22 protein-coding genes are annotated in these 23,195 nt (G+C 57.0%); 9 read left to right on the forward strand and 13 right to left on the reverse strand.

Going from position 1 to position 23,195, the window contains the following annotated elements; genetic code table 11:
* Nucleotides 1–6: 6 nt before the first annotated feature.
* The 4 genes from accC to H573_RS0110775 form a co-directional block, all read right to left on the reverse strand.
* On the reverse strand, nt 7–1,347 hold the full coding sequence (gene accC, locus H573_RS0110760; RefSeq protein WP_027874281.1) for an acetyl-CoA carboxylase biotin carboxylase subunit: 1,341 nt from the start codon (nt 1,345–1,347) through the stop codon (nt 7–9).
* A 44-nt stretch (nt 1,348–1,391) separates the two neighbouring features.
* Entirely contained in the window at nt 1,392–1,841 is a 450-nt protein-coding gene (accB, locus tag H573_RS0110765; RefSeq protein ID WP_027874282.1) for an acetyl-CoA carboxylase biotin carboxyl carrier protein, read from the reverse strand.
* A 33-nt stretch (nt 1,842–1,874) separates the two neighbouring features.
* Nucleotides 1,875–2,315, reverse strand: coding sequence for a type II 3-dehydroquinate dehydratase (gene aroQ, locus H573_RS0110770; protein WP_027874283.1), 441 nt, complete (start codon nt 2,313–2,315; stop codon nt 1,875–1,877).
* Between the two features lie 173 nt (nt 2,316–2,488).
* Complete coding sequence (locus H573_RS0110775) at nt 2,489–4,183, reverse strand: protein-disulfide reductase DsbD family protein (protein WP_027874284.1); 1,695 nt, start codon at nt 4,181–4,183, stop codon at nt 2,489–2,491.
* A 134-nt stretch (nt 4,184–4,317) separates the two neighbouring features.
* Here H573_RS0110775 and H573_RS17860 point away from each other — a divergent pair, with 134 nt between their 5' ends.
* From H573_RS17860 to H573_RS19055, 3 genes are read left to right on the forward strand one after another with little or no spacing between them, the layout of a single operon-like run.
* Nucleotides 4,318–4,776, forward strand: a complete 459-nt coding sequence (locus H573_RS17860; RefSeq protein ID WP_036256523.1) for a copper chaperone PCu(A)C — start codon at nt 4,318–4,320, stop codon at nt 4,774–4,776.
* Nucleotides 4,776–5,813 (forward strand): DUF2333 family protein, encoded by a 1,038-nt coding sequence (locus H573_RS0110785; RefSeq protein ID WP_027874285.1) that lies wholly within the window; start codon nt 4,776–4,778, stop codon nt 5,811–5,813. The genes H573_RS17860 and H573_RS0110785 overlap by 1 nt, the downstream gene beginning before the upstream one ends.
* 3 nt (nt 5,814–5,816) lie before the next feature.
* Nucleotides 5,817–6,410, forward strand: coding sequence for a YajG family lipoprotein (locus H573_RS19055; RefSeq protein WP_051171209.1), 594 nt, complete (start codon nt 5,817–5,819; stop codon nt 6,408–6,410).
* Nucleotides 6,411–6,455: 45 nt separating this feature from the next.
* On the opposite strand, the gene H573_RS0110795 is transcribed toward H573_RS19055, so the two are convergent.
* Nucleotides 6,456–7,457 (reverse strand): adenosine kinase, encoded by a 1,002-nt coding sequence (locus H573_RS0110795; RefSeq protein ID WP_027874286.1) that lies wholly within the window; start codon nt 7,455–7,457, stop codon nt 6,456–6,458.
* Between the two features lie 79 nt (nt 7,458–7,536).
* Here H573_RS0110795 and mrcB point away from each other — a divergent pair, with 79 nt between their 5' ends.
* Nucleotides 7,537–9,834 carry a penicillin-binding protein 1B gene (gene mrcB, locus H573_RS0110800; protein ID WP_027874287.1) on the forward strand — a complete coding sequence of 766 codons (2,298 nt, stop codon included), beginning with the start codon at nt 7,537–7,539 and terminating at the stop codon, nt 9,832–9,834.
* 3 nt (nt 9,835–9,837) lie between these two features.
* On the opposite strand, the gene H573_RS0110805 is transcribed toward mrcB, so the two are convergent.
* Nucleotides 9,838–11,292 (reverse strand): ATP-binding cassette domain-containing protein, encoded by a 1,455-nt coding sequence (locus H573_RS0110805; protein WP_027874288.1) that lies wholly within the window; start codon nt 11,290–11,292, stop codon nt 9,838–9,840.
* 63 nt (nt 11,293–11,355) lie between these two features.
* The gene (locus H573_RS0110810) at nt 11,356–12,231 is read right to left on the reverse strand and encodes an LOG family protein (RefSeq protein WP_027874289.1); all 876 of its coding nucleotides are present in this window, start codon (nt 12,229–12,231) and stop codon (nt 11,356–11,358) included.
* A 179-nt stretch (nt 12,232–12,410) separates the two neighbouring features.
* Between H573_RS0110810 and H573_RS0110815 the strand changes: the two genes are divergently transcribed.
* The 3 genes from H573_RS0110815 to H573_RS0110825 are packed head-to-tail and all read left to right on the forward strand — an operon-like array spanning nt 12,411 to nt 16,270.
* A complete protein-coding gene (locus H573_RS0110815) occupies nt 12,411–13,982 on the forward strand; it encodes a cation:proton antiporter family protein (RefSeq protein WP_084498023.1) in 1,572 nt (523 codons plus the stop codon).
* A gap of 37 nt (nt 13,983–14,019) precedes the next feature.
* Nucleotides 14,020–15,333, forward strand: a complete 1,314-nt coding sequence (locus H573_RS0110820) for a DUF2157 domain-containing protein (protein WP_027874291.1) — start codon at nt 14,020–14,022, stop codon at nt 15,331–15,333.
* Nucleotides 15,323–16,270: a GDYXXLXY domain-containing protein gene (locus tag H573_RS0110825; RefSeq protein ID WP_027874292.1), complete on the forward strand. Its 948-nt coding sequence runs from the start codon at nt 15,323–15,325 to the stop codon at nt 16,268–16,270. The genes H573_RS0110820 and H573_RS0110825 overlap by 11 nt, the downstream gene beginning before the upstream one ends.
* Before the next feature lie 46 nt (nt 16,271–16,316).
* Here H573_RS0110825 and H573_RS0110830 read toward each other — a convergent pair whose 3' ends face one another.
* A complete protein-coding gene (locus tag H573_RS0110830; protein ID WP_036256526.1) occupies nt 16,317–17,534 on the reverse strand; it encodes an acyl-CoA desaturase in 1,218 nt (405 codons plus the stop codon).
* A 207-nt stretch (nt 17,535–17,741) separates the two neighbouring features.
* Here H573_RS0110830 and H573_RS0110835 point away from each other — a divergent pair, with 207 nt between their 5' ends.
* Nucleotides 17,742–18,749 (forward strand): 2-dehydropantoate 2-reductase, encoded by a 1,008-nt coding sequence (locus tag H573_RS0110835; RefSeq protein ID WP_036256597.1) that lies wholly within the window; start codon nt 17,742–17,744, stop codon nt 18,747–18,749.
* 15 nt (nt 18,750–18,764) lie between these two features.
* On the opposite strand, the gene H573_RS0110840 is transcribed toward H573_RS0110835, so the two are convergent.
* From H573_RS0110840 to H573_RS0110860, 5 genes are all read right to left on the reverse strand, one after another.
* Nucleotides 18,765–19,505 carry a hypothetical protein gene (locus tag H573_RS0110840; RefSeq protein WP_027874295.1) on the reverse strand — a complete coding sequence of 247 codons (741 nt, stop codon included), beginning with the start codon at nt 19,503–19,505 and terminating at the stop codon, nt 18,765–18,767.
* Nucleotides 19,506–19,628: 123 nt separating this feature from the next.
* Nucleotides 19,629–20,930 carry a cobyrinic acid a,c-diamide synthase CobB gene (locus tag H573_RS0110845; protein WP_027874296.1) on the reverse strand — a complete coding sequence of 434 codons (1,302 nt, stop codon included), beginning with the start codon at nt 20,928–20,930 and terminating at the stop codon, nt 19,629–19,631.
* Between the two features lie 93 nt (nt 20,931–21,023).
* On the reverse strand, nt 21,024–21,266 hold the full coding sequence (locus tag H573_RS0110850; RefSeq protein WP_027874297.1) for a DUF6868 family protein: 243 nt from the start codon (nt 21,264–21,266) through the stop codon (nt 21,024–21,026).
* 15 nt (nt 21,267–21,281) lie between these two features.
* On the reverse strand, nt 21,282–21,602 hold the full coding sequence (locus H573_RS0110855; RefSeq protein WP_027874298.1) for an Mpo1-like protein: 321 nt from the start codon (nt 21,600–21,602) through the stop codon (nt 21,282–21,284).
* A gap of 10 nt (nt 21,603–21,612) precedes the next feature.
* Entirely contained in the window at nt 21,613–22,368 is a 756-nt protein-coding gene (locus H573_RS0110860) for a class II aldolase/adducin family protein (protein WP_027874299.1), read from the reverse strand.
* Nucleotides 22,369–22,490: 122 nt separating this feature from the next.
* On the opposite strand from H573_RS0110860, the gene H573_RS0110865 reads away from it, so the two are divergent.
* Nucleotides 22,491–23,186: a Crp/Fnr family transcriptional regulator gene (locus H573_RS0110865; protein WP_051171211.1), complete on the forward strand. Its 696-nt coding sequence runs from the start codon at nt 22,491–22,493 to the stop codon at nt 23,184–23,186.
* The last annotated feature ends 9 nt before the right edge of the window (nt 23,187–23,195 follow it).

The raw sequence follows: 23,195 nt of genomic DNA on the forward strand, positions 1-23,195 counted from the left end.
AGTAAATCAGATTTTCAGTTTCTTTTCGAGATAGTGGATGCTGACGCCGCCCTTGGCAAAGGCATTGTCGCGCACCAAATCGCGGTGCAGCTCGGTGTTCGTACGGATGCCGTCTACGACCAGCTCGTCCAGCGCGGTGCGCATGCGGCTTAATGCCGACTCGCGGTCGTCGCCCCAGGTGATGATCTTGGCGATCATCGAGTCGTAGTGGGGAGGCACGGTATAGCCGCTGTAGAGGTGGGAGTCGACGCGCACACCAAGACCGCCGGGTGCGTGGAAGTGCTTGATGTTACCCGGGCAGGGCATAAAGGTTTTTGGATCTTCGGCGTTGATCCGGCACTCGAAAGCATGGCCGCTAACCACGATGTCTTCCTGACGAAGGCTCAGGGGTTCACCGCCTGCGATCTTGAGTTGCTCTTTGATCAGGTCGACGCCGGTGACCATTTCGCTAACCGGGTGCTCAACCTGAATACGGGTGTTCATTTCAATGAAGAAGAACTGGCCGTCCTCGTAGAGAAATTCAAAGGTGCCTGCGCCGCGATAGTTGAGGGTTTTACAGGCCTCAACACAAGACATCGCCACTTCGTTGCGCACGTCATCGGGAATACCCGGGGCGGGGGCTTCTTCCAGCACCTTCTGGTGGCGGCGCTGTAAAGAGCAGTCGCGATCCCCGAGGTGAATGGCGTTGCCCTGGCCATCGGCGAGTACCTGAATCTCCACGTGCCGTGGATTCTCCAGGAATTTCTCGATGTATACGGTATCGTCACCAAAGGCCGCCTTGGCTTCCGACTGGGTAACATATACCGCGTTAAGCAGTGCGGCTTCGCTGTGAACCACTCGCATGCCGCGTCCACCACCACCGGCAGCCGCTTTGATAATTACCGGATAGCCAATTTTGCGGGCGATGCTCAGGGTGCGGTCATTGTCCTGCGTAATGGGCCCGTCAGAGCCCGGCACCGTGGGAACGCCGGCTTTTTTCATGGCCTGAATGGCCGACACTTTGTCGCCCATCATGCGAATGACGTCGGCAGTCGGGCCGATAAAGGTAAACCCGCTGTTCTCAACCTGCTCGGCAAAGTCGGCATTTTCAGCGAGGAAGCCGTAGCCGGGGTGAATGGCGACGGCGTCGGTGATTTCTGCTGCGCTGATAATGGCAGGAATGTTCAAGTAGCTAGCGGGTGAGGGAGCTGGCCCAATGCAAACCGACTCGTCAGCGAGGCGAACGTGCATCAGGTCGCGGTCGGCGATGGAGTGCACGGCCACGGTTTTTATTCCCAGCTCCTTGCAGGCGCGCAAGATGCGCAGCGCGATTTCGCCACGGTTGGCGATAACGACTTTTTTAAGCATGTGCTGTCCTCTGTGCAGTGATCGTGTGTGCGTGAATGGTGTGCTTACACGATGGTGATCAGAGGCTGGTCAAACTCCACGGGCTGCGCGTCGTCCAGCAAAATAGCTTCTACCACACCGGATTTGTCGGCTTCGATTTGGTTCATCATTTTCATTGCTTCGACAATGCAAACCACATCGCCGGCTTTAACGTGCTGACCTACTTCAACAAAAGCGGGAGAGCCCGGTGACGGCGAGCGGTAAAAAGTGCCGACCATGGGCGACTTAATAACGTGGCCGTTAATTTTTGGCTCGGCCTCGGCGGCAGGTGCAGGCGCTGCTGCGGCAGGCGCCGCTGCAGGTACCGCCTGGCTAACGTACTGCGGCGCCGCCATCTGCACGCTACCACTGTTGCGGCTGATGCGCACCGATTCTTCGCCTTCCTTGATTTCCAGCTCGTCGATGTTGGACTCTTCGAGCAGTTCAATCAGTTTTTTTACTTTCCTGATGTCCATAGTCACTCTCTTTTTTTAATGTGTTGTGAAGGGCTAGTCCTGCAGTTGTGACAGTGCGGCCTGCAGTGCCAGCAGGTAACCCTGTGGCCCCAGACCGCAAATCACCCCGCGGGCAATATCTGAAAAATAGGAGTGCTGGCGAAAGGGTTCACGGGCGTGAACGTTCGACAGGTGCACTTCGATAAACGGAATGTCGACACCCAACAGTGCGTCGCGCAGGGCCACACTGCTGTGGGTGAAGGCTGCCGGATTGAAAATAATAAAATTAATGCCTTCGGGCCGGGCTTGGTGAATTCGCTCGATCAGCTCTACTTCGGCATTGCTCTGTAAGCATTGGAGGTGATGGCCCGCGGCGCTGGCAGCGTCTTGCAGCTGCTGATTGATGTCCTCGAGGCTGTGGTGGCCGTAGACCTCGGGCTCTCTGGTGCCAAGTAAATTGAGGTTGGGGCCGTGCAGCACGAGTATCGATGCCATGTTTCACCGGGGTTTGCTAGAGAAATTTCGCGTAGTTTGCCGCAATTGAAAAAGCGAGTCCAACGAATTTGGTGAATTTTTTAAGATGGCCGCAAGTTTCCCGCAAGATTGCAGACAATGGCAGGTTTTTCCCCGAAGTAAGTGTTTTCAGTGCTAACACTGAAAACACGCCTTTAAGGACGCAAAATGGCCATTACTGTGTCTTTGCTGAGAATCTGTGGCAAGACCTGTGGCGGCTGGCTGAGATCGGCGGGGTAGTAGATGTACAGGGGGATGCCGTTGCGCTGGAAATCGGCCAACAGCTCGGTAATCACGGGGTCGTAGCGGGTCCAGTCAGCAACCACATAGCTCACATTGGCGTGCTCGAATGCGTCGCGGATGTCATCGGTATTGAGAACCAGCGCTTCATTGGCCGCGCATGTGATACACCAGTCGGCGGTGACATCGAGGAAAACGTTGCGGCCTGATTCACGCAGGCTTTGTATTTGGCTGCGGTCGAAACCGGTTTGGCTGTTTGCGGGCGCCGGGCGTTGCAGGCCGCTGTGAAGCAACAGCGGGATGGCCAGCGCGGTGATGGCTGCCAAGGCTTTCCCGCGTTTACCCAGGGGCCACAGCCAGATGCCAAAGCCCAGCAGGAGCCAGGTAATCAGCGTGGCTGCCATGGCATCGGCGCCGTTCTGACGACCGACCACCCACGCCAGCCAAATGGCCGTGGCCAGCAAGGGAAAAGCCATAAACTGGCGCAGATGTAACATCCAGTCGCCGGGCTTGGGTAACAACTTTAGCCATTGCGGGAAGAGGGTTAATAGCAGCACGGGCGCTGCCATACCGGCCCCCAAGCTCGCGAACACTAGCAGCGCGACGCCGGGTGGCTGGCTGGCGGCGTAGCCGATAGCGCTGCCCATAAAGGGCGCGGTACAGGGACTGGCAACCAGTGTGGCGAGCACGCCGGTGAAGAAGCTGCCGCGATAGCCGGGTTCGCGGCTGATGTCGGCGCCGACATTCATCCATTTGCCACTCAACTCAAAGAGTCCGAGCAGGTTGAGTGACAGCACAAAAAAGAGGCTGGCGAGCAGCGAAACAAATAGCGGAGACTGCAGTTGGAAGCCCCAGCCGATTGCTTGTCCGGCGTTTTGAAGGGTGATCAGTAATGCGGCGACCAGCACAAAACTCAGCACCACGCCGGCGCTGTAGATGAGGCCGTGACTGGCCGGGCTGCCCTGGTGAGCATTGCTGAAACTGAGCACCTTTAAGCCGAGTACCGGGAATACGCAGGGCATCAGGTTGAGAATCGCGCCGCCAATAGCGGCAAGGATCAGGGTGATCAGCAGGCCGCGGTTCTCAGCTGGTGCAGAAAGCGCTGCGGCGGGAGTAGGTGCCGGAGTATCAACTTCAGTGAACACGCCCTGGGCATCGCTGCTGAAGGTTTGGCTGCGGGGCGGGTAGCACAGACCTGCGTCTGCGCAGCCCTGAGAGACCACGGTGAGTTGGAGGTTGGCAGTGTCGCTGACGTCCAGCTGCAGCGTTGTGCCGTGATAGTAGACTTCGGTTTTACCAAAATACGGGTCGTCTTTGACCTTGCCTGGTGAAAACTCTACCGTGGCATCGACGGGTTGGCCATCGCGACTGAGGCTTACGGCAAAACGTTCGCGGTAAAGGTAGTAGCCCTCGGCGATTTGCCAATCGATGCGCAGCCCATTGTCACTGCTAATGCTGGCTTTGTAGGCTTGTTCTACTGGTAAAAACTGCGCGCCTTGAGCAAAGCCATTTGCACTAAGGTCGGTATTGCTGGAGGAGCTAAAGGGGTCGCTGGCGTAGCTAAAGAAGCTGGCACTGACTATACAAAACAGTAATAAAAACCGGTTCATAAATACTATCGCTGCAAAGTGGCGTTATCATAGGGCGCAATACGCGGCGTTGCCTCACGGCTTAAGCCTCCGACGGCGCCCATGGTAAGTCAGATCGAGGGTGCTGTCTTGCACCGCGAAACCTGGAGAACGTTATGACCCGCAAATGGCTGCTTTTACTCACCGCAATTTTGCCGTTTAGTGCAGCGGCTGTTGAGCTGCGCGATCCGGTGGTGCGCGGCCTGCCACCGGGGCAAAAAAACACTGCGGCGTTTTTTTCGGTTACCAATCCGTCGTCGCAAACGGTGACGCTGCGGGCCGGAACCAGTGACGTTGCCGGCCGCGTGGAAATTCACAGCAACTCGCAGCGCAACGGCATGATGGCGATGCGCAAAGAAGATAGTGTGGCGATTGCGCCGGGGCAAACACTGGATTTTGTGCCCGGTGGTAACCATTTAATGTTGATTAATTTGAAGCAGCCGCTGCGCCATGGCGAGCGGGTGCATTTCAGTTTGCTGATTGATGGCGATGTCGTGCAGGTGGAAGCGCCGGTGCGCAGCGTACTGAACGAGCCTGCGTCTGGGCATCACCATCATCACGGAGGAGCGCACTAATGTTAAAACAGCGTTTAAGCGACGGTTATTTTGCTGCTAAGGAGGCGCTGCAGGACTGGCTTGGCAACCGCAATGTCGCGCGTTTGGCCGGTATTGTCGGCCTCGTTTATGTTCTTTTGGTAACCGGTTTCGGTATGTATTGGAGCCTGACGCCGGATCACCCACCCCTGCAATACGACCGCGACAATGGCAGTCGCGCGGTGGTTGGCACTGCGACCACCTCTGCGTTGATTGACGTTGCTGAAATATTGCTCGACAAGCCCGGCGGCTTTCTCAGCAACGACATTACTCCCCCGGGCGTACTGATGGACAATATGCCCGCATGGGAATACGGCGTGTTGATGCAGGTGCGCGATCTGAGTCGAGCCATGCGAGAAAGTTACAGCCGTTCGCAGTCGCAGTCTCAGGAAGATCCCGACCTTGCGAAGGCGGAGCCGCGTTTCAATTTTTCCTCGAACAGTTGGGCGGTACCGGCTTCCGAATCGGAGTATCGCCAGGGTATTCGCTATCTCAAGGCCTACCGCAGCCGCCTCAGCGATGTCGACCAGCCTCAGGCGCAATTCTATGCTCGCGCCGATAACCTGCGTTACTGGCTGTCTGTGGTCGAGTCGCGGTTGGGCAGCCTCTCGCAGCGACTCAGTTCCAGCGTCGGGCGTCCGCGGGTTAACACCGACCTGGCAAATGATCCCAGTGCGCGCCAGTCTACGCCGTCGGCCTCTGAGCAACGGGTGAAAACACCGTGGCTGCAGATCGACAATGTGTTCTTTGAATCGCGTGGCAGTGCATGGGCCCTGATTCATTTTTTGAAAGCGGCCGAACAAGACTTTGCCGATGTGCTGGACAATAAAAATGCGACCGTCAGCTTGCGACAAATTATTCGTGAGCTGGAGGGAACTCAACAATTGTTGTTCAGCCCAATGGTGTTGAATGGCAGTGGTTTCGGCCTATTGGCGAATCACTCTTTGGTAATGGCGTCGTACATTTCTCGCGCCAACGCTGCCATTATTGATTTACGCGATCTGTTAGCTCAAGGATAAGTCATGGTTCTTTCTCGTGCAGTAGTAAACGTATCGACGGTGCTCGCTGTTTTGGTATTGGCAGCGTGTGCGCAAAGTCCGCAAAAAATTACCGTTGCGCCTAGCTTTGAGCAAGCGCCCGAGCAGCAGCTTGCCCAGGGCCAGCCAGTGCATGTGCGTGTCAGCGATGGACGCAGCAATAAGGTACTTGGCAGCCGCGGCGGTGCCTACCGGGAGACGGCGTTGATCACCCTGCAAAACAGCCTGTCGCTGGCCGTGCAGCCGGTGTTAAAGGCGCGAATGAAGGCCATGGGTTTTGAAGTTGATAGCCTGAGTGCAGACACCGTCGACCTGCATATTGTGTTTGAGTCGCTGGTTTACAATCACCCCGAGCAAGAAGGGGTTGGGCACGATATGGATATGTTGGCGGTGGTGAAGGCTGAGGCAACGCGCAGTGACAGCCGCTATGAAGGGCGTTACCGAGTCAAACGCAAAGAGAAGTTTTTTAATGCCCCCAGCGAACCCCACAATGAGGAGCTGGTAAACAGCTTGGTGGTTGATGTGCTGGAAAGCATGCTTGCCGACCCGCAGTTGCAGAGTTTTCTGCTTGGCAAATGATTGACGAGAAACAATAAAAAAGGCGCCGTGAGGCGCCTTTTGTCGTTACTGGCCAAGTACTTCTTGGCGCAGCTCGGCGTGCTTGGGGCCAGGCAGGCGAGGGCCGTAGTCAGACACCACCTCCGCTGCGGCGCGACTGGCAAGTTTACCGGCCGCTTCCGCGCTGTGGCCTTGGCTGATAGCGTAGAGGAAGGCGCCAGCGAACATATCGCCGGCGCCGTTGGTATCTACCGCGTTGACTTTGCAGGGCGCGATGGAGTGCAGCTGCTCGCCATCAAAAACCAATGCACCCTTGGCGCCCAAAGTGATGGCAAACTGTTTGGCAATCTGCTTGATTGCGCTCACCGCGTCATCCAGTGACTCGCTACCGGCCCACTGCAAGGCCTCGGCTTCGTTACAGAAAAGCAGGTCGACACCGTCGCCGAGCATGTCGCTGAGGCCGTCGCGGAAAAACTCCACCATGCCTGGGTCAGAGAAACTCAACGCGGTTTTAACGCCGTTTTGTTCTGCAACCTTGCGGCCGCGAATTGCCGCTGCGCGCCCTGAGTCAGAAGTAACCAAGTAGCCTTCCATGTAGTAGTAGGCAGAGTCGGCAAGGGCGGCCTCGTTGAGCTCTTTGACCGAAAGCTCCGCGCTAATGCCCAAGTGGGTATTCATGCTGCGCTCGGCATCTGGGCTGATCAATACCAGGCATTTTCCGGTAATGCCGCCATCGCGCTCGGCGTCGAAACCTGAATCAACGCCGGCGTCGCGTATATCGTTTAGGAAGAAGTCGCCGTGGCTGTCGGCGGCGACCTTGCAGGAATAGTAGCCCTTGGCACCAAAGTAGGCGGCGGCAACAACCGAGTTGCAGCCCGAACCACCGCTGGCCTGGCGAGAGTGAACCAGGTGGCCTTCAAGCTTGTCCAACAATTCCTGTTGGCGGGCCTCATCGACCAGTGTCATCAAGCCTTTTTCAACACCCATTTCAGTGAGTTCACTGTCTTGGACTTGAATTTCCGTGTCGACCAGTGCCGCGCCGATGCCGTAAACGTGATATTTTTTCATCTTATTTGCCAATAACTTGCAGTAAAGTGCGCGCTATTATCCGCGCCCACGTGGGATTTGCAATTCAACGAGAGTTTTCATGCCCCAGAAAAATAACCATCGGCGCCGCTTTCGGCTACCTCGCCCCGCCAGCTGGCGAGGACTGTTTGTCAAACTGGCAATCGCCGGGCTGGTTCCGCTGCTGGTCTTCTTTGCCTATTGCGACGCCAAGGTGCGCGGCGCCTTCGACCCGCAGCGCTACGACCAGCCAGCTAAGGTCTATGCCCGGCCATTGGTGTTGGCATCCGGCGCGGTGCTCACCAGTTACGAGCTGGAAGAAGAACTGCGAAATTTAGGCTACCGCCAGCTGCGTCTGGTGAATGAGCCCGGCAGCTATTTGCGCCAAGGCGACACGTTTACGATTTACCTGCGGCCTTTCGATTTTGCCGATGGTCATCGCAAAGCGAAAAAAATCACCGTGGAAATGGCGGCAACCACGGTACGCGTCGTGCGCAACGCGCTGGGCGAGCGTATCGCTGAAGAGCAGCTGGACCCAACGGTAATTGGTGGCGTCTATCCCGGGCGTCACGAAGACCGCCTGATGCTGTCTCTGGACGAGGTGCCGGAAATGTTGGTGGAAACCCTGTTACAGGTGGAAGACCGGCATTTCTATTCCCACTTTGGGTTGTCGCCGCGCAGTATTGCCCGCGCCCTGATTGTGAATATAAAAGCCGGGCGCACGGTGCAGGGCGGCAGCACCCTGACGCAGCAGCTGGTGAAAAACACCCTGCTTACCAATGAGCGAAGCCTGTGGCGAAAATTCAAAGAAGCGGCGATGTCACTGCTCACCGAGCTGCACTACAGCAAGGACCGCATCCTTGAAGCCTACATCAATGAGGTCTATCTCGGGCAAGAGGGCAATCGCGCGATTCATGGTTTCGGCCTCGCGGCCAGGCATTATTTTAACCGCCCCCTGCAGGAACTGGATCTCGCTCAGGTCTCGATGCTGGTAGGGCTGGTCAAAGGCCCCTCCTATTACGACCCCTGGCGTCATCCGCAGCGCGCCACGTCGCGCCGCAATACCGTATTGGCCGAGCTGGCCGAAGAGGGTTGGCTGAACGCCGAGCAACTTGAAGCCTGGAAAAAAGAACCGCTGAGTCTCTCCAAAAGTTCAGCGCTTGCCGGTGTGTACCCCGCCTATGTCGACTTGGTTCGGCGTCAGTTGAGCCGTGATTATGCGCGTCAGGATTTACAGAAAAAGGGCCTGCGGATCTTTACGCCCTTCGACCCGCTGTTGCAGCGCCGCGCTGAAGCGGCAACCGCCAAGGCGCTCTCGCAATTGGCTGAACGCAAGAAGGATCTGCAAGTCGCGATGGTGGTGACCGCCGTTGATAGTGGTGATGTGGTGGCAGTGATTGGCGGCCGACAACCTCGCTATGCCGGGTTTAATCGCGCCCTTGATGCACTGCGACCGATAGGCTCGTTAGCGAAGCCGGCGGTCTACTTAACCGCATTAAATCAACCTGACAAATACACCTTGTTAACCAAGTTGCGCGACGAGCCGCTGAGTGTTCCCAATGCCGATGGCACCCTGTGGCGACCGTCAAATTACGGTCGCAAAGCGCACGGCATGGTGCCCTTACACAAGGCCTTGTCGCACTCTTACAATCTGGCAACGGCAAACCTGGGCCTAGACCTTGGCTTGAGTGATGTTATGGATATGTTTCAGCGTCTGGGTGTACACCGGCCACTGCTGGAGGTGCCGTCCATGCTGCTGGGCGCCGCTGAGTTGGCCCCGATTGAGGTGGCCGCGATGTATCAAACCATTGCCGCCGATGGACGCTATACGCCATTGCGCACGATCTACGCCGTGTCCGATGCCAGGGGCAAGCCGCTGGCGCGCTACCCGCAGCAGCCCAAACAGGTGATCGACGCCGCGCCGGTGCACTTGCTGCAATACGCCATGCTGGAAACCGTGCGCGAGGGAACCGGTAAATCGGTTTACCGGGTTCTCCCCAAAGACTATCGCGTGGCGGGCAAAACCGGCACGAGTAACGACACACGCGACAGTTGGTTTGCTGGATTTGCCGGTGACTATCTGGCGGTGGTGTGGATGGGCTTGGATAACAATGCGTCAACCGGGCTGACCGGCGCCAGTGGCGCCCTGCGCGTGTGGCGGCAATTTATGGCCGAGGCCAGCACAGAGCAAATGCCCTTTGCTCAGCGCAGCAATATGGAGTACTTATGGGTGGATGCCGAGTCGGGCCTGCGCACGCAATCGTGGTGCGAGAACGCCCGCTATGTGCCTTTCATCAAAGGCAGTGAGCCACAGCAAAGTGGCGGCTGCGCACCCGACGGCGAGAAGATGTGGAATTGGTTTAAGGGTATCTTTGACTGATATTCAGCGCTCGCGAATAACCGCGGTGTAACCACCTGCTGCGGCGGCTTGCAGCATCAAGTGTTGATTGATGCAGGCCGGAATCTCTTCTTCCCGGTGGCTGACAAACAAGATCCGAGTCTGGCTGTGCTCGGCAATGTAATCGACGGCGCCAAGCAGGCGGGCTTTTTGTTCTTCGTCTAAGCCGATGCAGGGTTCGTCCAAAATCAAGATGCGGGGCGATTTAACCATTGCCCGGGCTAAAAGAATCATGCGCTGCTGGCCGAAGGAAAGGCGTTCAAAGCGCTGTTCGGCAAAGTCGCTGAGCTCCAACGCGGCGAGCCACTCGCGCAAGCATTGCTGCTGTGAGGGGCTGGGTTGGTCGTAAAGACCGACAGAGTCGAAGAAGCCGGAAGCGATCACATCGCTGGCCTTTACCCGTTTGAGGGAATTCAGTTGCATGCTGGTATTGAGCAGGCCAAATTGCGACTTAATATCCCACAGGCTTTCGCCGCTGCCGCGGGTCTTGCCAAACAGGCGAATGTTCTGGCCGTAGGCCTTGTCGTTTTCACCGCAGAGCAGTCCGAGTAGGGTCGACTTTCCCGCGCCGTTGGGGCCGCTTATCCAACAGTGGTGGTGGGGCATAAAGCGCCAGTTTATGTCGCTTAGCACCGACGTACCGCGAAAATTCACATCGACATGTTGCAGCTCGAAAAGCGCTTCACCTTCGGGCCAGGGCGCAATGTCTGCCAGTGGCAGCGCGCGGCTGAAATGTGGGCGCGGTGCAAACCTGCGCCTCGCCTCAGCGGGCGAGCAGTGGTCGGTAATACTGCCCTGAGACATAACCTGCACCTCGTCGATGCCGTCGGGAATGTCTGTCGCGCTTTTGGTGAGCAGCAGTACCGGGATGGGGGAGGCGACCAGCTCGTCAAGTAACTGGCGAATATCCGCCTGCGCCTGGGCGTCCAGCCCCTCTAGCGGATTGTCGATAATCAGCGCGGCGGGCTTTGCCAGCAAGGCGCGGGCAAGTAAGGTTTTTCTGCTCTCGCCGGTGGAAATAAAACGTATTCCCCGGTCCAGGATGTGCTCGATGCGCAGGCGTTGGCACAGCTGACCAAAGTTCTCATCGGCAACCCCGCCCTGCAAAATGGCGTCGCGCACGCGGGTGCCAACATCAAAGGCATCCGCGCGGGTTTCGCTATCGTCAAAGCGGCGGTCGTGCTCCATCAGCTGGCGGTGTTGGTCGAAGGAGATATGAGCAATATCCCCTGGCCCTATACGCTCGCCGTAGCTGCATTGGCCGCGGTTGGGGCGCAGCGTATCGATAATAAGCTGCGCGAGAGTGGTTTTGCCACAGCCATTGCTGCCGAGAATGGCGAGGTGTTTTCCCTTGGGCCAGCACCAGTTGAAGTCATCCAGAACAGGCTCGAGTTGGTGAGCAAAGCGGACGTTGTTGAGGCAAACGAGGTTGTCAGACATGGGCAGCAAGCGACTTTCAGACTACAGACAGCGACTATACCATAGTCGCTGTCCGGCAAGGCGCTAGCAGCTCGGGCATTTTCCGGGGCTGAGGTCGTAAAAATCAATAATGGTTTGCCAGGCTTGGTCGGCGTTGTCGACAACGCTGATCATATTGACGTCCTCGGGGCTGATCACCCCCTCGTCGCGGAGAAACTCCAGGTTTATCGCATGCTGCCAAAACTCGTGTCCCACCAGAATAATGGGGACATCTCTGGACTTGCCGGTTTGTATTAATGTCAGCGCTTCGAACAGCTCGTCGAGGGTGCCGAAGCCGCCGGGAAATACCACCACAGCTTTGGCGCGCATCATAAAGTGCATTTTGCGTATGCCGAAGTAGTGAAAGCGGAAGCAAAACTCGGGGCTGATGTAGGCGTTGGGATGCTGTTCGTGGGGAAGGACGATATTCAGCCCTAGCGATCGACCGCCAGCGTCACTGGCGCCGCGATTACTGGCTTCCATAATACCGGGGCCGCCACCGGTGACGATATGCAGCTGTTCCGCGCTCGGGCAATTCAGCGAATGTTCGGTAACCAGTCTTGCAAAGCGCTGCGCCTGTTCGTAATAGCGGCTGTTGCGTTGGTTGCGCTTGGCGGCGCGAATGGCTGCGGGGTCGCCAATGGCTTCGGCGGCGGCAAGGTTTTGCTTGGCGTCTTCGGGTGATGGAAAGCGCGCACTGCCAAATACCGCAATGGTGGATTCGATGCCGTGTTGGCGCAGAATCATTTCCGGTTTTTGCAGTTCCAGATGGAAGCGCACGCCGCGCAGCTCTTCACTGAGTAGAAAATCCTGGTCGGTGAACGCGAGCTTATAGGCCGGCGGATGGTCAGTTTCGCTGTGATCAAGCTCTTCCCGTGCGGAAGGAAAATTGGCATCGTGCAGGCGGTGTTTGTCGGACATATTGCGCTTCCTGTCGTCCTCGTGAGGCGAAATTGCCACACTTTCATATTGAGTATACGTCAGCCGACATAGAATGGACGGTAGGAGCGGAGTGATTTACCACGGTATGATAGTGTCTTGCGACGTATCGCTGCCGCGCACGGGTCGCACCACCGAGTTGTAAACAATGGAACGATGGAATGATTGAGCCCCTACTACTGGCGCTGGCATTTTTGGCTGGTTTGGTTTTTCGCCGGATGGATATGCCGCCGTTGCTGGGCTTTCTGGTTGCGGGCTTTCTCGCCGGGGCATTGGAGCTGGGAGATCCGGATGTCGTCAAGCTGATGGCCGATATCGGGGTGGTGCTGCTGCTGTTCACCATTGGTCTGAAACTGAAGTTGCGCGAACTATTGGCCCCGCAAATATGGGCGAGCGCCAGTTTGCACGCTCTGTTAGTGGTTCCGTTAACCACCGTGGTGCTGCTCAGCCTGCATTACTTGCTGCCCCACTATTCAGCGCTGCCGAGTCAAACGGCATGGATTCTTGCTTTCGCGCTGTCGTTTTCGAGCACAGTGTTTGCGGTAAAGATTTTTGAACAGCGCGGTGAGGGCGCGGCCCTGCATGCGCAGATCGCAGTGGGCATCCTGATCGTTCAGGATCTGATGGCCGTGGCGTTCCTGCTATTTTCTGCCGACCATCCGCCCAGTATTTGGGCGCTCGCGCTGTTGGCACTGCCGCTGTTGCGCCGGCCTCTGCTGAGTTTGTTGAACTGGGCGGGGCACGGTGAGCTGCTGGTGCTCTACGGTTTGTCGATGGCACTGGCAGGGGCGTGGTTGTTTGAGACGCTGCATTTAAAGGCCGGTTTGGGCGCACTGCTGTTTGGCATACTGCTGGCGAATAGCGACAAGAGTGTTGAGCTGTATAAGAGCCTGGTAAGTCTTAAAGACATTTTCCTCACGGCTTTTTTCCTCAGCATCGGCTATTACGGGCTACCATCGTGGGACATGGCGCTGATTGCCATACTGCTGGCGGCGCTGGTGTTGATCCGCCCCTTTCTCTATTTCGGCTTGCTGTTGTTGTTTCGGCTTAGAGCCCGCACGGGCTTGTTGGCCGGCCTGTCGCTGAGTAGCTATAGCGAGTTTGGCCTGATTGTTGCTGCATTGGCGGTACAGGAGAATATGCTGGAGCCGCAGTGGTTGACGATTTTGGCAATGGCGATGGCGCTGTCTCTCTTTATTGCCTCGTCGTTAAACCGTCGCGCCGGTGACCTATACAGCCGCTTTGGCGACTTATTGCAACGCTATGAGCGCCGCTGCTTGTTGCCGTCTGAGCGTCCGGCTGACCTGGGCGACGCCGATATATTGATTCTGGGCATGGGGCGTATCGGCAGCGGCGCCTACGATTATCTGGGACGCCACTATCCGGGGCGGATCGTGGGTGTGGAAGAAAGTGCCGACAAAGCCCAGCAAATGCGTGGTGAGGGCCTGCGCTGTGTAGCGGGAGATGCCAGCGATCGCGACTTTCTGGAGCGATCAGCACTGGCGCGCCGCCAGGTGATTTTAGTGTGTTTGAGCAACCATAGTGAAAATGTTCAGGTTGTGAAAATGCTGCAAAGCCTTGGCTATAACGGGAAAATTGCGGCGATTTCTCGCTTCCCGGATCAGCAGCGGGAACTGCAGGCGATGGGCTGCATTAGCTTCAATTTGTATGCCGAGGCGGGTTATGGCTTTGCCGAGCGGGTATTGGAAGAGTTAGAGATTGCCACGCGCTAAACGCGGCGGCGAGTGAGCAGGGAGCGAATTTCAACGGATGGACAGTCACAAACCTTGGTTGCGTGCTGAAATTGCGCAGTGGTTGCGCGATGGCCTCATCGACGACCAACAAGCAGCGCAGCTATACGCTCGCTATCCGCTGGCGCCTCAGCAGGCGCCGCGGGCGTGGGGTAAGCTGATCTTTGCAGCAATTGGCGCGGTGGTGTTTGGCTTGGGCGTTATTTTGCTGTTTGCCTATAACTGGGAGGCGATGCATCGCTATACCAAACTGTCTGCGGTTGCCGGCGGCTTTGCCATCAGTCATCTGCTGGCATGGTGGTGGCGCCAGGACTCGCGTCTGGCAGAGGTGTTCCACCTATTGGGCACCATGCTGTTTGGTGCGGCATTGTGGTTGATCGCTCAGATTTATCACGTCGACGTAAACTACCCTGAAGGCTTTATGCTGTGGTCTGCTGCGGCCTTGGCAATGGCTTGGGTATTGCCATCTACGGCGCACGGAATACTTGCCTGTCTATTGATTTGTGGCTGGACGGCGATGCAAGTGTTTGCCTTTGAGCGGCCACACCTGCCGGGCACGGCAGCTCTGTTGCTGGGGTTGTTGCCGCTGGCTTGGCAGCAGCGCTCTACACTGCTGTTGCGTGCGGTGTTGGCTTTGCTACCCGTTAGCCTGTTGTTCAATAGTTGGATTTTCGACAGCGATATTGTCCTGTTACACGCGGTATTAATTGCCGCGATCTACTTGTGGGCAGAGCGTTTGGCGCCGGTACTTCAATGGCGAGAGAGCGTTCCCGCGCTGCATCAGACAGGCCTGTTGTTGTGGTGGGCTTGTCTGTTACTGCTGAGCATTCAAGATGTCAGCTGGGCCTTTTCGGTCGGTCATCGCAGCGGCGATGCGCTGTTGGGGCTCGCCCCGGCGCAGTTGATCAGCGCCAGTATGCTACTGGTCATTTTGGTATTTGCGGGGCTCTGCTTTGGCCGTTCGTCGCTGCGGCCGCGCAGCGGGCCACAATGGCTTGAGTTGGCGTGCCTGGCGTTGCCGCTGCTGGTGCTGTGCGCGAGCTATAGTGTTTACCCAATGCCGGTGGCGGTGCAGATCTCGGCCAATATCGCCTTGCTGGCATATGCCCTACTGTTTATCTATCGCGGCACCGAATACCTGATGAAGGGCAGTCTGTCGGCAGGTGGCGTGCTGTTAACGCTATTATTGCTGCTGCGTTTCAACGACCTGTTCCACAGCTTACTCGCCAGAGCCTCACTATTTTTACTACTCGGCACACTGCTTATTCTGGCTGGGCTACGATTTTCCCGCCAGCAAGAGCGTCAGAAGTTGGGGGTGAACCATGCGCGCTAGTTGGTTAGGCATTGCGATTCTCGCGCAGTTCGCGCTGTTGGTGTGGCAGACCTATGGCTGGGAAAACCTTTTGCACAATGGCCAGAGCGTTTTTCTTCGTAGCATGCCGGTCGATCCTCGCGACCCGATGCGTGGCGATTATCTGCGGTTGAATTACGCCGCGAATAATATACCCAGTCACCTGTATCGCGGGCTGGCGCCGCTGTCGAGCCTCGAGCGCGGCGACAGCGTTTACACGGCCTTCGAATCCGTTGGCGGCGTCGCGGCGGTAACATCGGTAAGCAGCGAGCCGCCGTCGTCGGGCCTGTTCATCAAGGGGCGTCTGACGTGGTCGCCGCAGGGTGAAAGACTCGGTATAGCCTATGGCTTGGGGCAGCTTTATCGTCAGCAAGGCCGCGCCCTGGAGATGGAGCTAATGCAAGGCGGCGAGGAGGGTGTGCCTCGCAGTCTTGATATTGAGCTTGCGGTCGACGATCGCGGCCGAGCATTAATTCGCGGGTATCGCTGGGCCGAGCTGGGTATGGCCGTTACGGTGGTTAATGGCGACACGCCGGTGCTAGAGGTGCGTATTCGCAACTACGCGGACGACACCGTGTATATTTCCAGTGACGCCCAGCACTGTGCTTTTGACATTGTGTTTAGCGACCCCCAGCCGCAGTCATTAGCGATTTCCACTTCACTCTGCGACGCCCCGGGAGCGTCGTCGCGACAGGCAATTGCGGCGGGGCAGGAGACTCTGCTCCGCATTGATTTGTCGGCTGAGCGCTGGACCGTGTTGGGGAATGACGGAGCCGCACGGCCGCTCTGGTACCAGAGGCCCCTGCCACGTTTGCGCTTGATATACCAAGAGCGGCCTAGCGCTGCTGGCGGCGCGCAGGTACAGCTTTGGTCTCCGCCGTTTAACTTGCCGCGCTTGTCTGGCTCTGGGCAGGAATAAAAAAAGCGCCCTAAGGCGCTTTTTTACATCAACAATACTGAGGCGATTACGCCATCTGTGTATTGAGCATTTGCAGGCGTTTGCGCTGCATCTTCAATGTGTATTCCAGCTCTTTAAATCGGCTGCGCAACGTTGCGTGCTCCCAGGCCTCGGCCAGATTGTGCTGAAGCTGTTCTTTATGCTCAGTGAGGTTTTGTTGCAGCGCTGATTTTTGCGCGGCAAGTGACGCGCGCTTGGCGTCCATCCACTGCTGGCTAACGGTATTCCAATCGGCCAGTGTCTTGCGGAATTGCTGATATTCCTGCTCGAGAAATTCGCGCAGGTGGGGGGCGTCGGCAGTGCGGTTAAGCAGGGCCTGCTCGGTGCGCTTGAACTGCATGGTTAGCACGGCGCGCTGAATTTTGAAGTCGGGTACTTTTCTCAGGTCCCAGGTTAGGCCCACCCACGACGCCGACTTAATCAGCCATTTTGTGGGGTCGTAGTGCCACCAGCGAATGCCGTTCCGGTAGTCGTTTTGAAAAATGTGGTGGTAGTTGTGGTAGCCCTCGCCGTAAGTAAAGAGCGCCAGCAGGTCATTGTCGCGGGCGGTGTTTTCATCGGTGTAGGGGCGTCGGCCCCAGTAGTGGGCCAGGGAATTGATAAAGAAAGTGGTGTGGTGGCTAACCACCAAGCGCAGTACGCCGGCCAGCAGGATGTGCTCGAGCATATTGCCTGTGATAACGCCCAACGCCAGTGCTGGCAGGAAGTTCATAATGATCACCAGCGCCAGATAGTTACGGTGCTGCCACATGACAATTTTGTCGCGCTGCAGGTCACGGGCATTGGAGAAATCTTCTGCGCTGGCGGGGTAGTCGCGGAGCATCCAGCCGATATGCGAGAACCACAGGCCGCGCTTGGCTGAGTAGGGATCGTGTTCTACATCGTCAACATGGCGGTGGTGGCGGCGGTGGCCGCTAGCCCAAATAAGAATGCTGTTTTGTGTGGCAGCAGCGCCAAATAGTGCAAAGAACAGCTTCAGGCTCCAGTGAGCTTTGTAAGCGTTGTGCGCCCACAGGCGGTGGTAGCCGGCGGTGATAGACATGCCATTCGCACCCAATACCAACACAAAGCCGATCCAGCCCGCTGCCGTAAAGCCGTGAGTCAGGCCGTACCAGGGCACGCCGATCGCAGCGATCAGGAATGTCACGCTGAATAAAATGGTTTGCAGCCAGAGCAGGGGCGGTTTGCTATCGTTCTGCTGTGTCTGGGGAATTTCTTCAGGCATACGGTCACCGTTAAACGAAAGTAAAGACAAAATGGCACGGGCGTTTTTATTAGCGGATCAGTTTACCCAATGCCAGGAAGCAATGACAGTTACAAACAGATGACATTGGGTCATTCTAGGCTATAGTCTGGCGGGAGCCTGGTTGAGTGCCAATACGGGCTTTACTCAATAAATACTGTGGATAATGCAGGCGTTAAGGGAGAGATTGTGACAGTTACAGTCGGGATTGTTGGGGCGGGCAGTATCGGTTGTTACGTCGGTGGTGCGCTGCAGATGGGCGGCGCAGAGGTGCACCTGTTAGCTCGCCCGCGCATGGTGGATGAGCTGAAGGATCACGGTTTAACGGTTAGCGACTTCAGAGGCCTGCATCATCACTGCCCCCCACAGAGCTTGCATTTGCATACCGATGTGGCGGCGATGGCGGGATTGGACTGTTTGATCGTGACGGTGAAGTCAGCGGATACCGATGTCGTGGCTGCGCAGTTGGCACCCCATGTGGGCGCCGATACGGTGGTGATTAGTCTGCAAAATGGGATCGATAATGCGTCGCGCTTGTCAGCGGCTCTGCCCCAGTGCTGTGTACTGCCCGGCATGATCGCGTTTAATGTGCTGCAGCGCGGGCAGGGAGTCTTTCACGCGGGAACCGATGGCGCAATTATGGTTGAGCGCAGCGCGCGTATTGGCCATATCGATACGCTGTTTGCCGCCAGTGCCACCCCCTTTGAGTGGCATAGCGATATGCGCTCGGTGCAGTGGTCAAAGCTGTTGCTTAACCTCAATAACCCGATTAATGCGCTGTCGGGCTTGCCACTAAAAGAAGAGTTGTCTCAGCGGCATTACCGGCGCTGTTTGGCGCGCTTGCAGCGCGAGGCGCTGGCCGCAATTCGCCAGGCCGGTATTCCTCTGCAACGCCTGACGGCGGTGCCGCCGCGCTGGCTGCCACGCGTTTTGGATACCCCCGATTGGCTGTTTACCAAAATTGCCCAGCCGATGCTGGCGATGGACCCGCTGGCTCGCTCGTCGATGTGGGAAGATTTGGAGCGCGGGCGGCGCACCGAGATTGATTGGCTCAACGGTGAGGTTGTGAGGCTGGCGGCGCAGCACGGCACGCAGGCGTCGGCCAATAGCCGGGTACTCGACTTGGTAAAAAAAGCAGAGCAGGGGGGGCGCCGAGACTACAGTGGTGAGGAATTGTGGGCTTTACTCAGCGATTAAGTTGTCGCCCCACCACTACTGCGCGCTGATTCGAGTCGGTTCGACCGGTGACGTTACGCGGCGTTGACCGCCAGGGTAGCTCACTACCATGCGCCCACCCATAATGCGGTAGGTAAACTGCTCTCGCCATTCGCCGCGGTCATCGGCAAATAGAATCTTGCCATTTTCCGCCTTCCAGCGGTGGCTGTCGGCATGGCTGCAAGGGTCTTGGTAGCTGGAGGCGCGTCGGCTATCTATCATTCTCGTCGCCTCACAGGCGGTGCCGTCGGCGCGAAAGTGAATGCTCCACTGCTCGCCCATGTAGGGGTTGTCGATGCTGCCGCCGAGCTTCGTGTCACTGCTCCAGGTACCAATAAGCGCGTCGTCCACGGCGGCCAGTTGGTCATTGGCCGATAGGGTATAGCGCTCGCCGTCCAGCGTGAGTGCCACACTGTCCTGGCCAATGCGGGTTAGGCTGAAGGGTTTTTCTTCTGCCATCGCGCTGGCGCGCAGCGGTTTATAGCTGCCGGTAATGACCGTGCCGTTTACGCTGCCCAGCAAGATATAGCGGTTGAGCGCATCGCCCATCTGCAACTTGGCGCTGATCATCGACGGGAAACTACGCCCCGAATCGATGTGGAGCATCCAGGTTTGTCCGTCAACGTCTGAACTATAGCGCTCCCGAAAGCCCTCCGTGCTTGCCGACGCACACAGCGGCAAGAGCAACAGGCTCAGCAGTCCAAGGTGAGTAAGCACCGCGGGAATTGTCCGTTTCATTTGTCCCCCTAATAATTATTAAACGTCGGGGCAATTCGCATGGCACACTTTATAGCATTTGCGCCACAAAGCCGAGCCCCATTTTGGGGCGGCAATGTGTTGTGCGATCAGAGTGGTGTGCGGTCAGAGCTCGGGCTTACCGGATAACCAGTCACAAATTTTTTGTGGCTCGGAGGAAAAATACCAGTGTACAAAACTGGCGATAGTGCGTTTTTCACGCAAGATCAATTCGCCTTTGCGACCGTCTGAGTAGGCGCTGCGCGGCAGCTCGTCGGCATTGCTGGGCTCGTCGACAATACTGGCGTAATGAAAGCTGTGGCCGCGCAAACGGGTGCCGGGCAGAGACTGATAGCCTAAACCAGCCAACCGTTCATTCACCTTGGCGCGCAGTGGAAATATCCCGCACAGTGGCGCGCAGCGCTCGTCGTGGCTGAGACTCTCGAGCAAATAGAGCATGCCGCCGCACTCGGCCATACAGGGTTTGTCAGCCTCAATGTGCTGGCGAATGGCACTGATCATTGCGTGGTTGTTGGCTAGGGTCTCCAAGTGTAGCTCGGGGTAGCCGCCGGGCAGGTAGAGGGCGTCGCAGTCCGGTAACCGGGTATCTGAGAGGGGCGAAAAATAGTGAACCGTGGCGCCCTCGCGCTGCAAAAAATCCATGTTGGCGTGGTAGATAAAACTAAATACCGCGTCTTTGGCCACCGCGATGCGCATACCTTGCAGTCGCGGGCCCTCGTGCTGAACATCCGGCTGACTCAAGCTGTCTTCTTCAATGCGCAGTTTTCCCCACGGCAGCGATTGCGCGATCTCCGTCAACTGCTCGGCCATTGTTGTGGCGGCATGTTGTGCAGCGCTGCGATCTTCTGCGCCGATGCCCAGATGGCGCTCGTGGACGGCCAGCGCTTTGTCGCGTTTGATACTGCCGAGCATCGTCAGCGGCGGGCGTACGCTTTCTGCCAGAAGTGAGGCGTGACGGTCGCTGCCTACTTTGTTAGCGATCACCGCCGCAACGTTTACATCGGGATCGTAATTGGCCAGACCATACATCAGGGCGCCAAAGGTCTGTGCCATGGCGCTGGCATCGGCAACGATACACACCGGAATTCGGTAGTCGCGCGCCAGGCGTGCGACGCTGTGTTCACCATCAAACAGGCCCATTACGCCTTCGATGATAATGTCGTCCACTTCATTTTGAGCGCGGCAAAGTTCTGCGGCAATCTCTCTTTCGCCGAGCATCCAGTAGTCCAGCTGGCGAACCTCTAGTCCGGTGGCGGCCTCGATAAATTGAGGATCCAGATAGTCCGGCCCCATTTTATAGACGCGGATACGCCGCTTACCGCCGCCAAGGGCTTTGGCTAGCCCTGCGGTGACAAGGGTTTTCCCGTGGCCGCTGCCCGGGGATGCAAGGATAATAATTCTGCTCATTGCGCGTTACTCAACGTTCAGCGCGCCAGGCGCTGGAAAATTTAACGCCGCACTGTAGCAGAAATGTGTGAAGGAATGTCGAGTGTGGAAGTGCTAACGCATTAGCATAAGGGCGAGCCAGGGGCTCAGGTTAAAAAAGATGTAGAACACTTTAAATAGCATTAACCCCTGTGCGTACAACAGTTGCAAGCGCGCAGCAGGGATGTTCAATACGCGGCTTTGCAGGCGCAAAATCGCGGTGGGGCATTGCAGTGCCACGGCACTGCTAATGAGTAGTAGGCCGCCATTGATCAAGCAACAGTAATAGAGGATGGCTTCTAACTGAAGTAGCGTCATGGCGGCCTCCTTTGCTTAAAGCGCCAGCTTGCCGGTCAACAGATCTTTTGCCATAACCCAGTCGCCAATAAAGCTATACAACGGGTGCTGAAAGGTGGCCGGTTTGTTTTTTTCAAAGAAGAAATGTCCCACCCAGGCAAAGCCGTAGCCGACAACAGGTAGCAGCCACAGCAAGGCATATTGCGCGGTGCTCACGCTAAATGCCAGCAGTGCCAGTACTAACAGGCTGCCAATCAAGTGCAGGCGTCGGCAAGTGCGATTCTCATGCTCCGCCAAGTAGTAGGGATAGAACTCTGCAAAGCTGCTGAAGTGGCGTTTTTCACTGGTGTTTTCCATACGGTCCTCCTCAGGCGTCATAGCCGGGGTTTTGGCGATTCAAGCGGCGCAGCAGTCCCGGCCAAGCCAGATCACCGAATAGGCCTTTGGTAACGATGCGCGCGGCTTCTTTAACGCCATCGACAATCTCTGGCTGCACCGGTGTTAGCTCGCGGCCGCCAGCCAGGGCGCGTACCTGAATCATACAAGTTGCTTCGAAGATGTACATGGCTAAAAAGGCATCGGCGGGTGTCATGCCCACAGTGAGTAGGCCGTGATTGCGCAACATTAAAAAGGTGTTGTCCGAGAGGTCCGCGACAAGGCGGGGCTTTTCCTCCTCGTTTAAGGCGATACCCTCGTAGTCGTGGTAGCCCAATGATGCCAGTACCAGGGTTGCTTGCTGGGAAATGGGCAGCACACCTTCAGCTTGGGCAGAGACGGCGACACCGTTGATGGAGTGGGTGTGCATCACGCAGTGGGCGTCGTCGCGGGCGGCGTGCACGGCGCTGTGAATGGTGAAGCCAGCGGGATTGACGGGATAGGGAGACTCCATGACTTTCTCGCCATTCTGGTCGACTTTCACCAGCGAGGACGCGGTCACTTCCTCAAACATCATGCCGTAGGGGTTGATCAAAAAGTGGTTGTCGGCACCGGGCACGCGGGCGGAAATGTGAGTGAAAACCAGGTCGTCCCAACCGAATAATGCGACCAGACGGTAGGCAGCGGCAAGGTCGACACGCAATTGCCACTCTTCGGCGGAAACCTGTGATTTAATCTCTGCTGTCATGGTTGAGCTCCTGTTTACTATTATGATTGGGTCTCAGTTTGCCTGACGAGGCGGCATGGCAACTGTCACGAAATTGACAATTGGCTAATTATTCTCAATAGCCTGAGTGTAGCGGAGGAAGGGTGGTCGACAAGCGCGATATTCTGCGGGGTAACCCGATAATGGTCGGTTTGCCTGCGGAGTTGGTGGAAATCCTGCTGTCGCAGTGCAAAATCCGGCGGCTGAAGGATGGCGAGTTTCTCTACGAGCAGGGCGAAGCCGGCGAGGCGATGTACGGCGTTCTTGAGGGGCGCATCCGTCTGAGTAATAGCAGCCCCGATGGCCGAGAATTGCTGGTGATGTTGGCGGAGCGCGGCGACTGGATTGGCGAAGTATCGCTATTTGATGGCGAGCCGCGCAGCCAGGATGCCTATGCCCTGGGTGATACGCAGGTGCTGGTGGTCGCCAGGCATCAGCTTGATACCCTGCTGGACGCCCAGCCGAGGTTGTATCGTTATTTTCTTCTTATGCTGTGCCGAAAATTGCGCCTTGCTCTGTCCTATGTCGAGTCCGCGGCGCTGTACTCTCTGTCATCCAGGCTCGCGCAGCGACTGTTGGATCTGCAGCAGTACTACGGCAGCGAGGAGGGGGACGATATCAATATGCACCTTCCTCAGGAAGACTTAGCGAAAATGCTGGCGGTGTCTCGTCAGGCAGTGAGCCGGGAATTGAAGCGCCTGGAAAAGGCCGGATTGATTGCGTTGTCTTACGGTAAGTTGCGAGTGCTTGATCGCGAGGGCCTGCGCGCTGAGGCGCAGGCGGAGAGCGCGGGGCAATAATTGCCCCGC

This window comes from Neomelitea salexigens DSM 19753 (assembly GCF_000422345.1).
Lineage (GTDB): Bacteria > Pseudomonadota > Gammaproteobacteria > Pseudomonadales > Spongiibacteraceae > Spongiibacter > Spongiibacter marinus_A.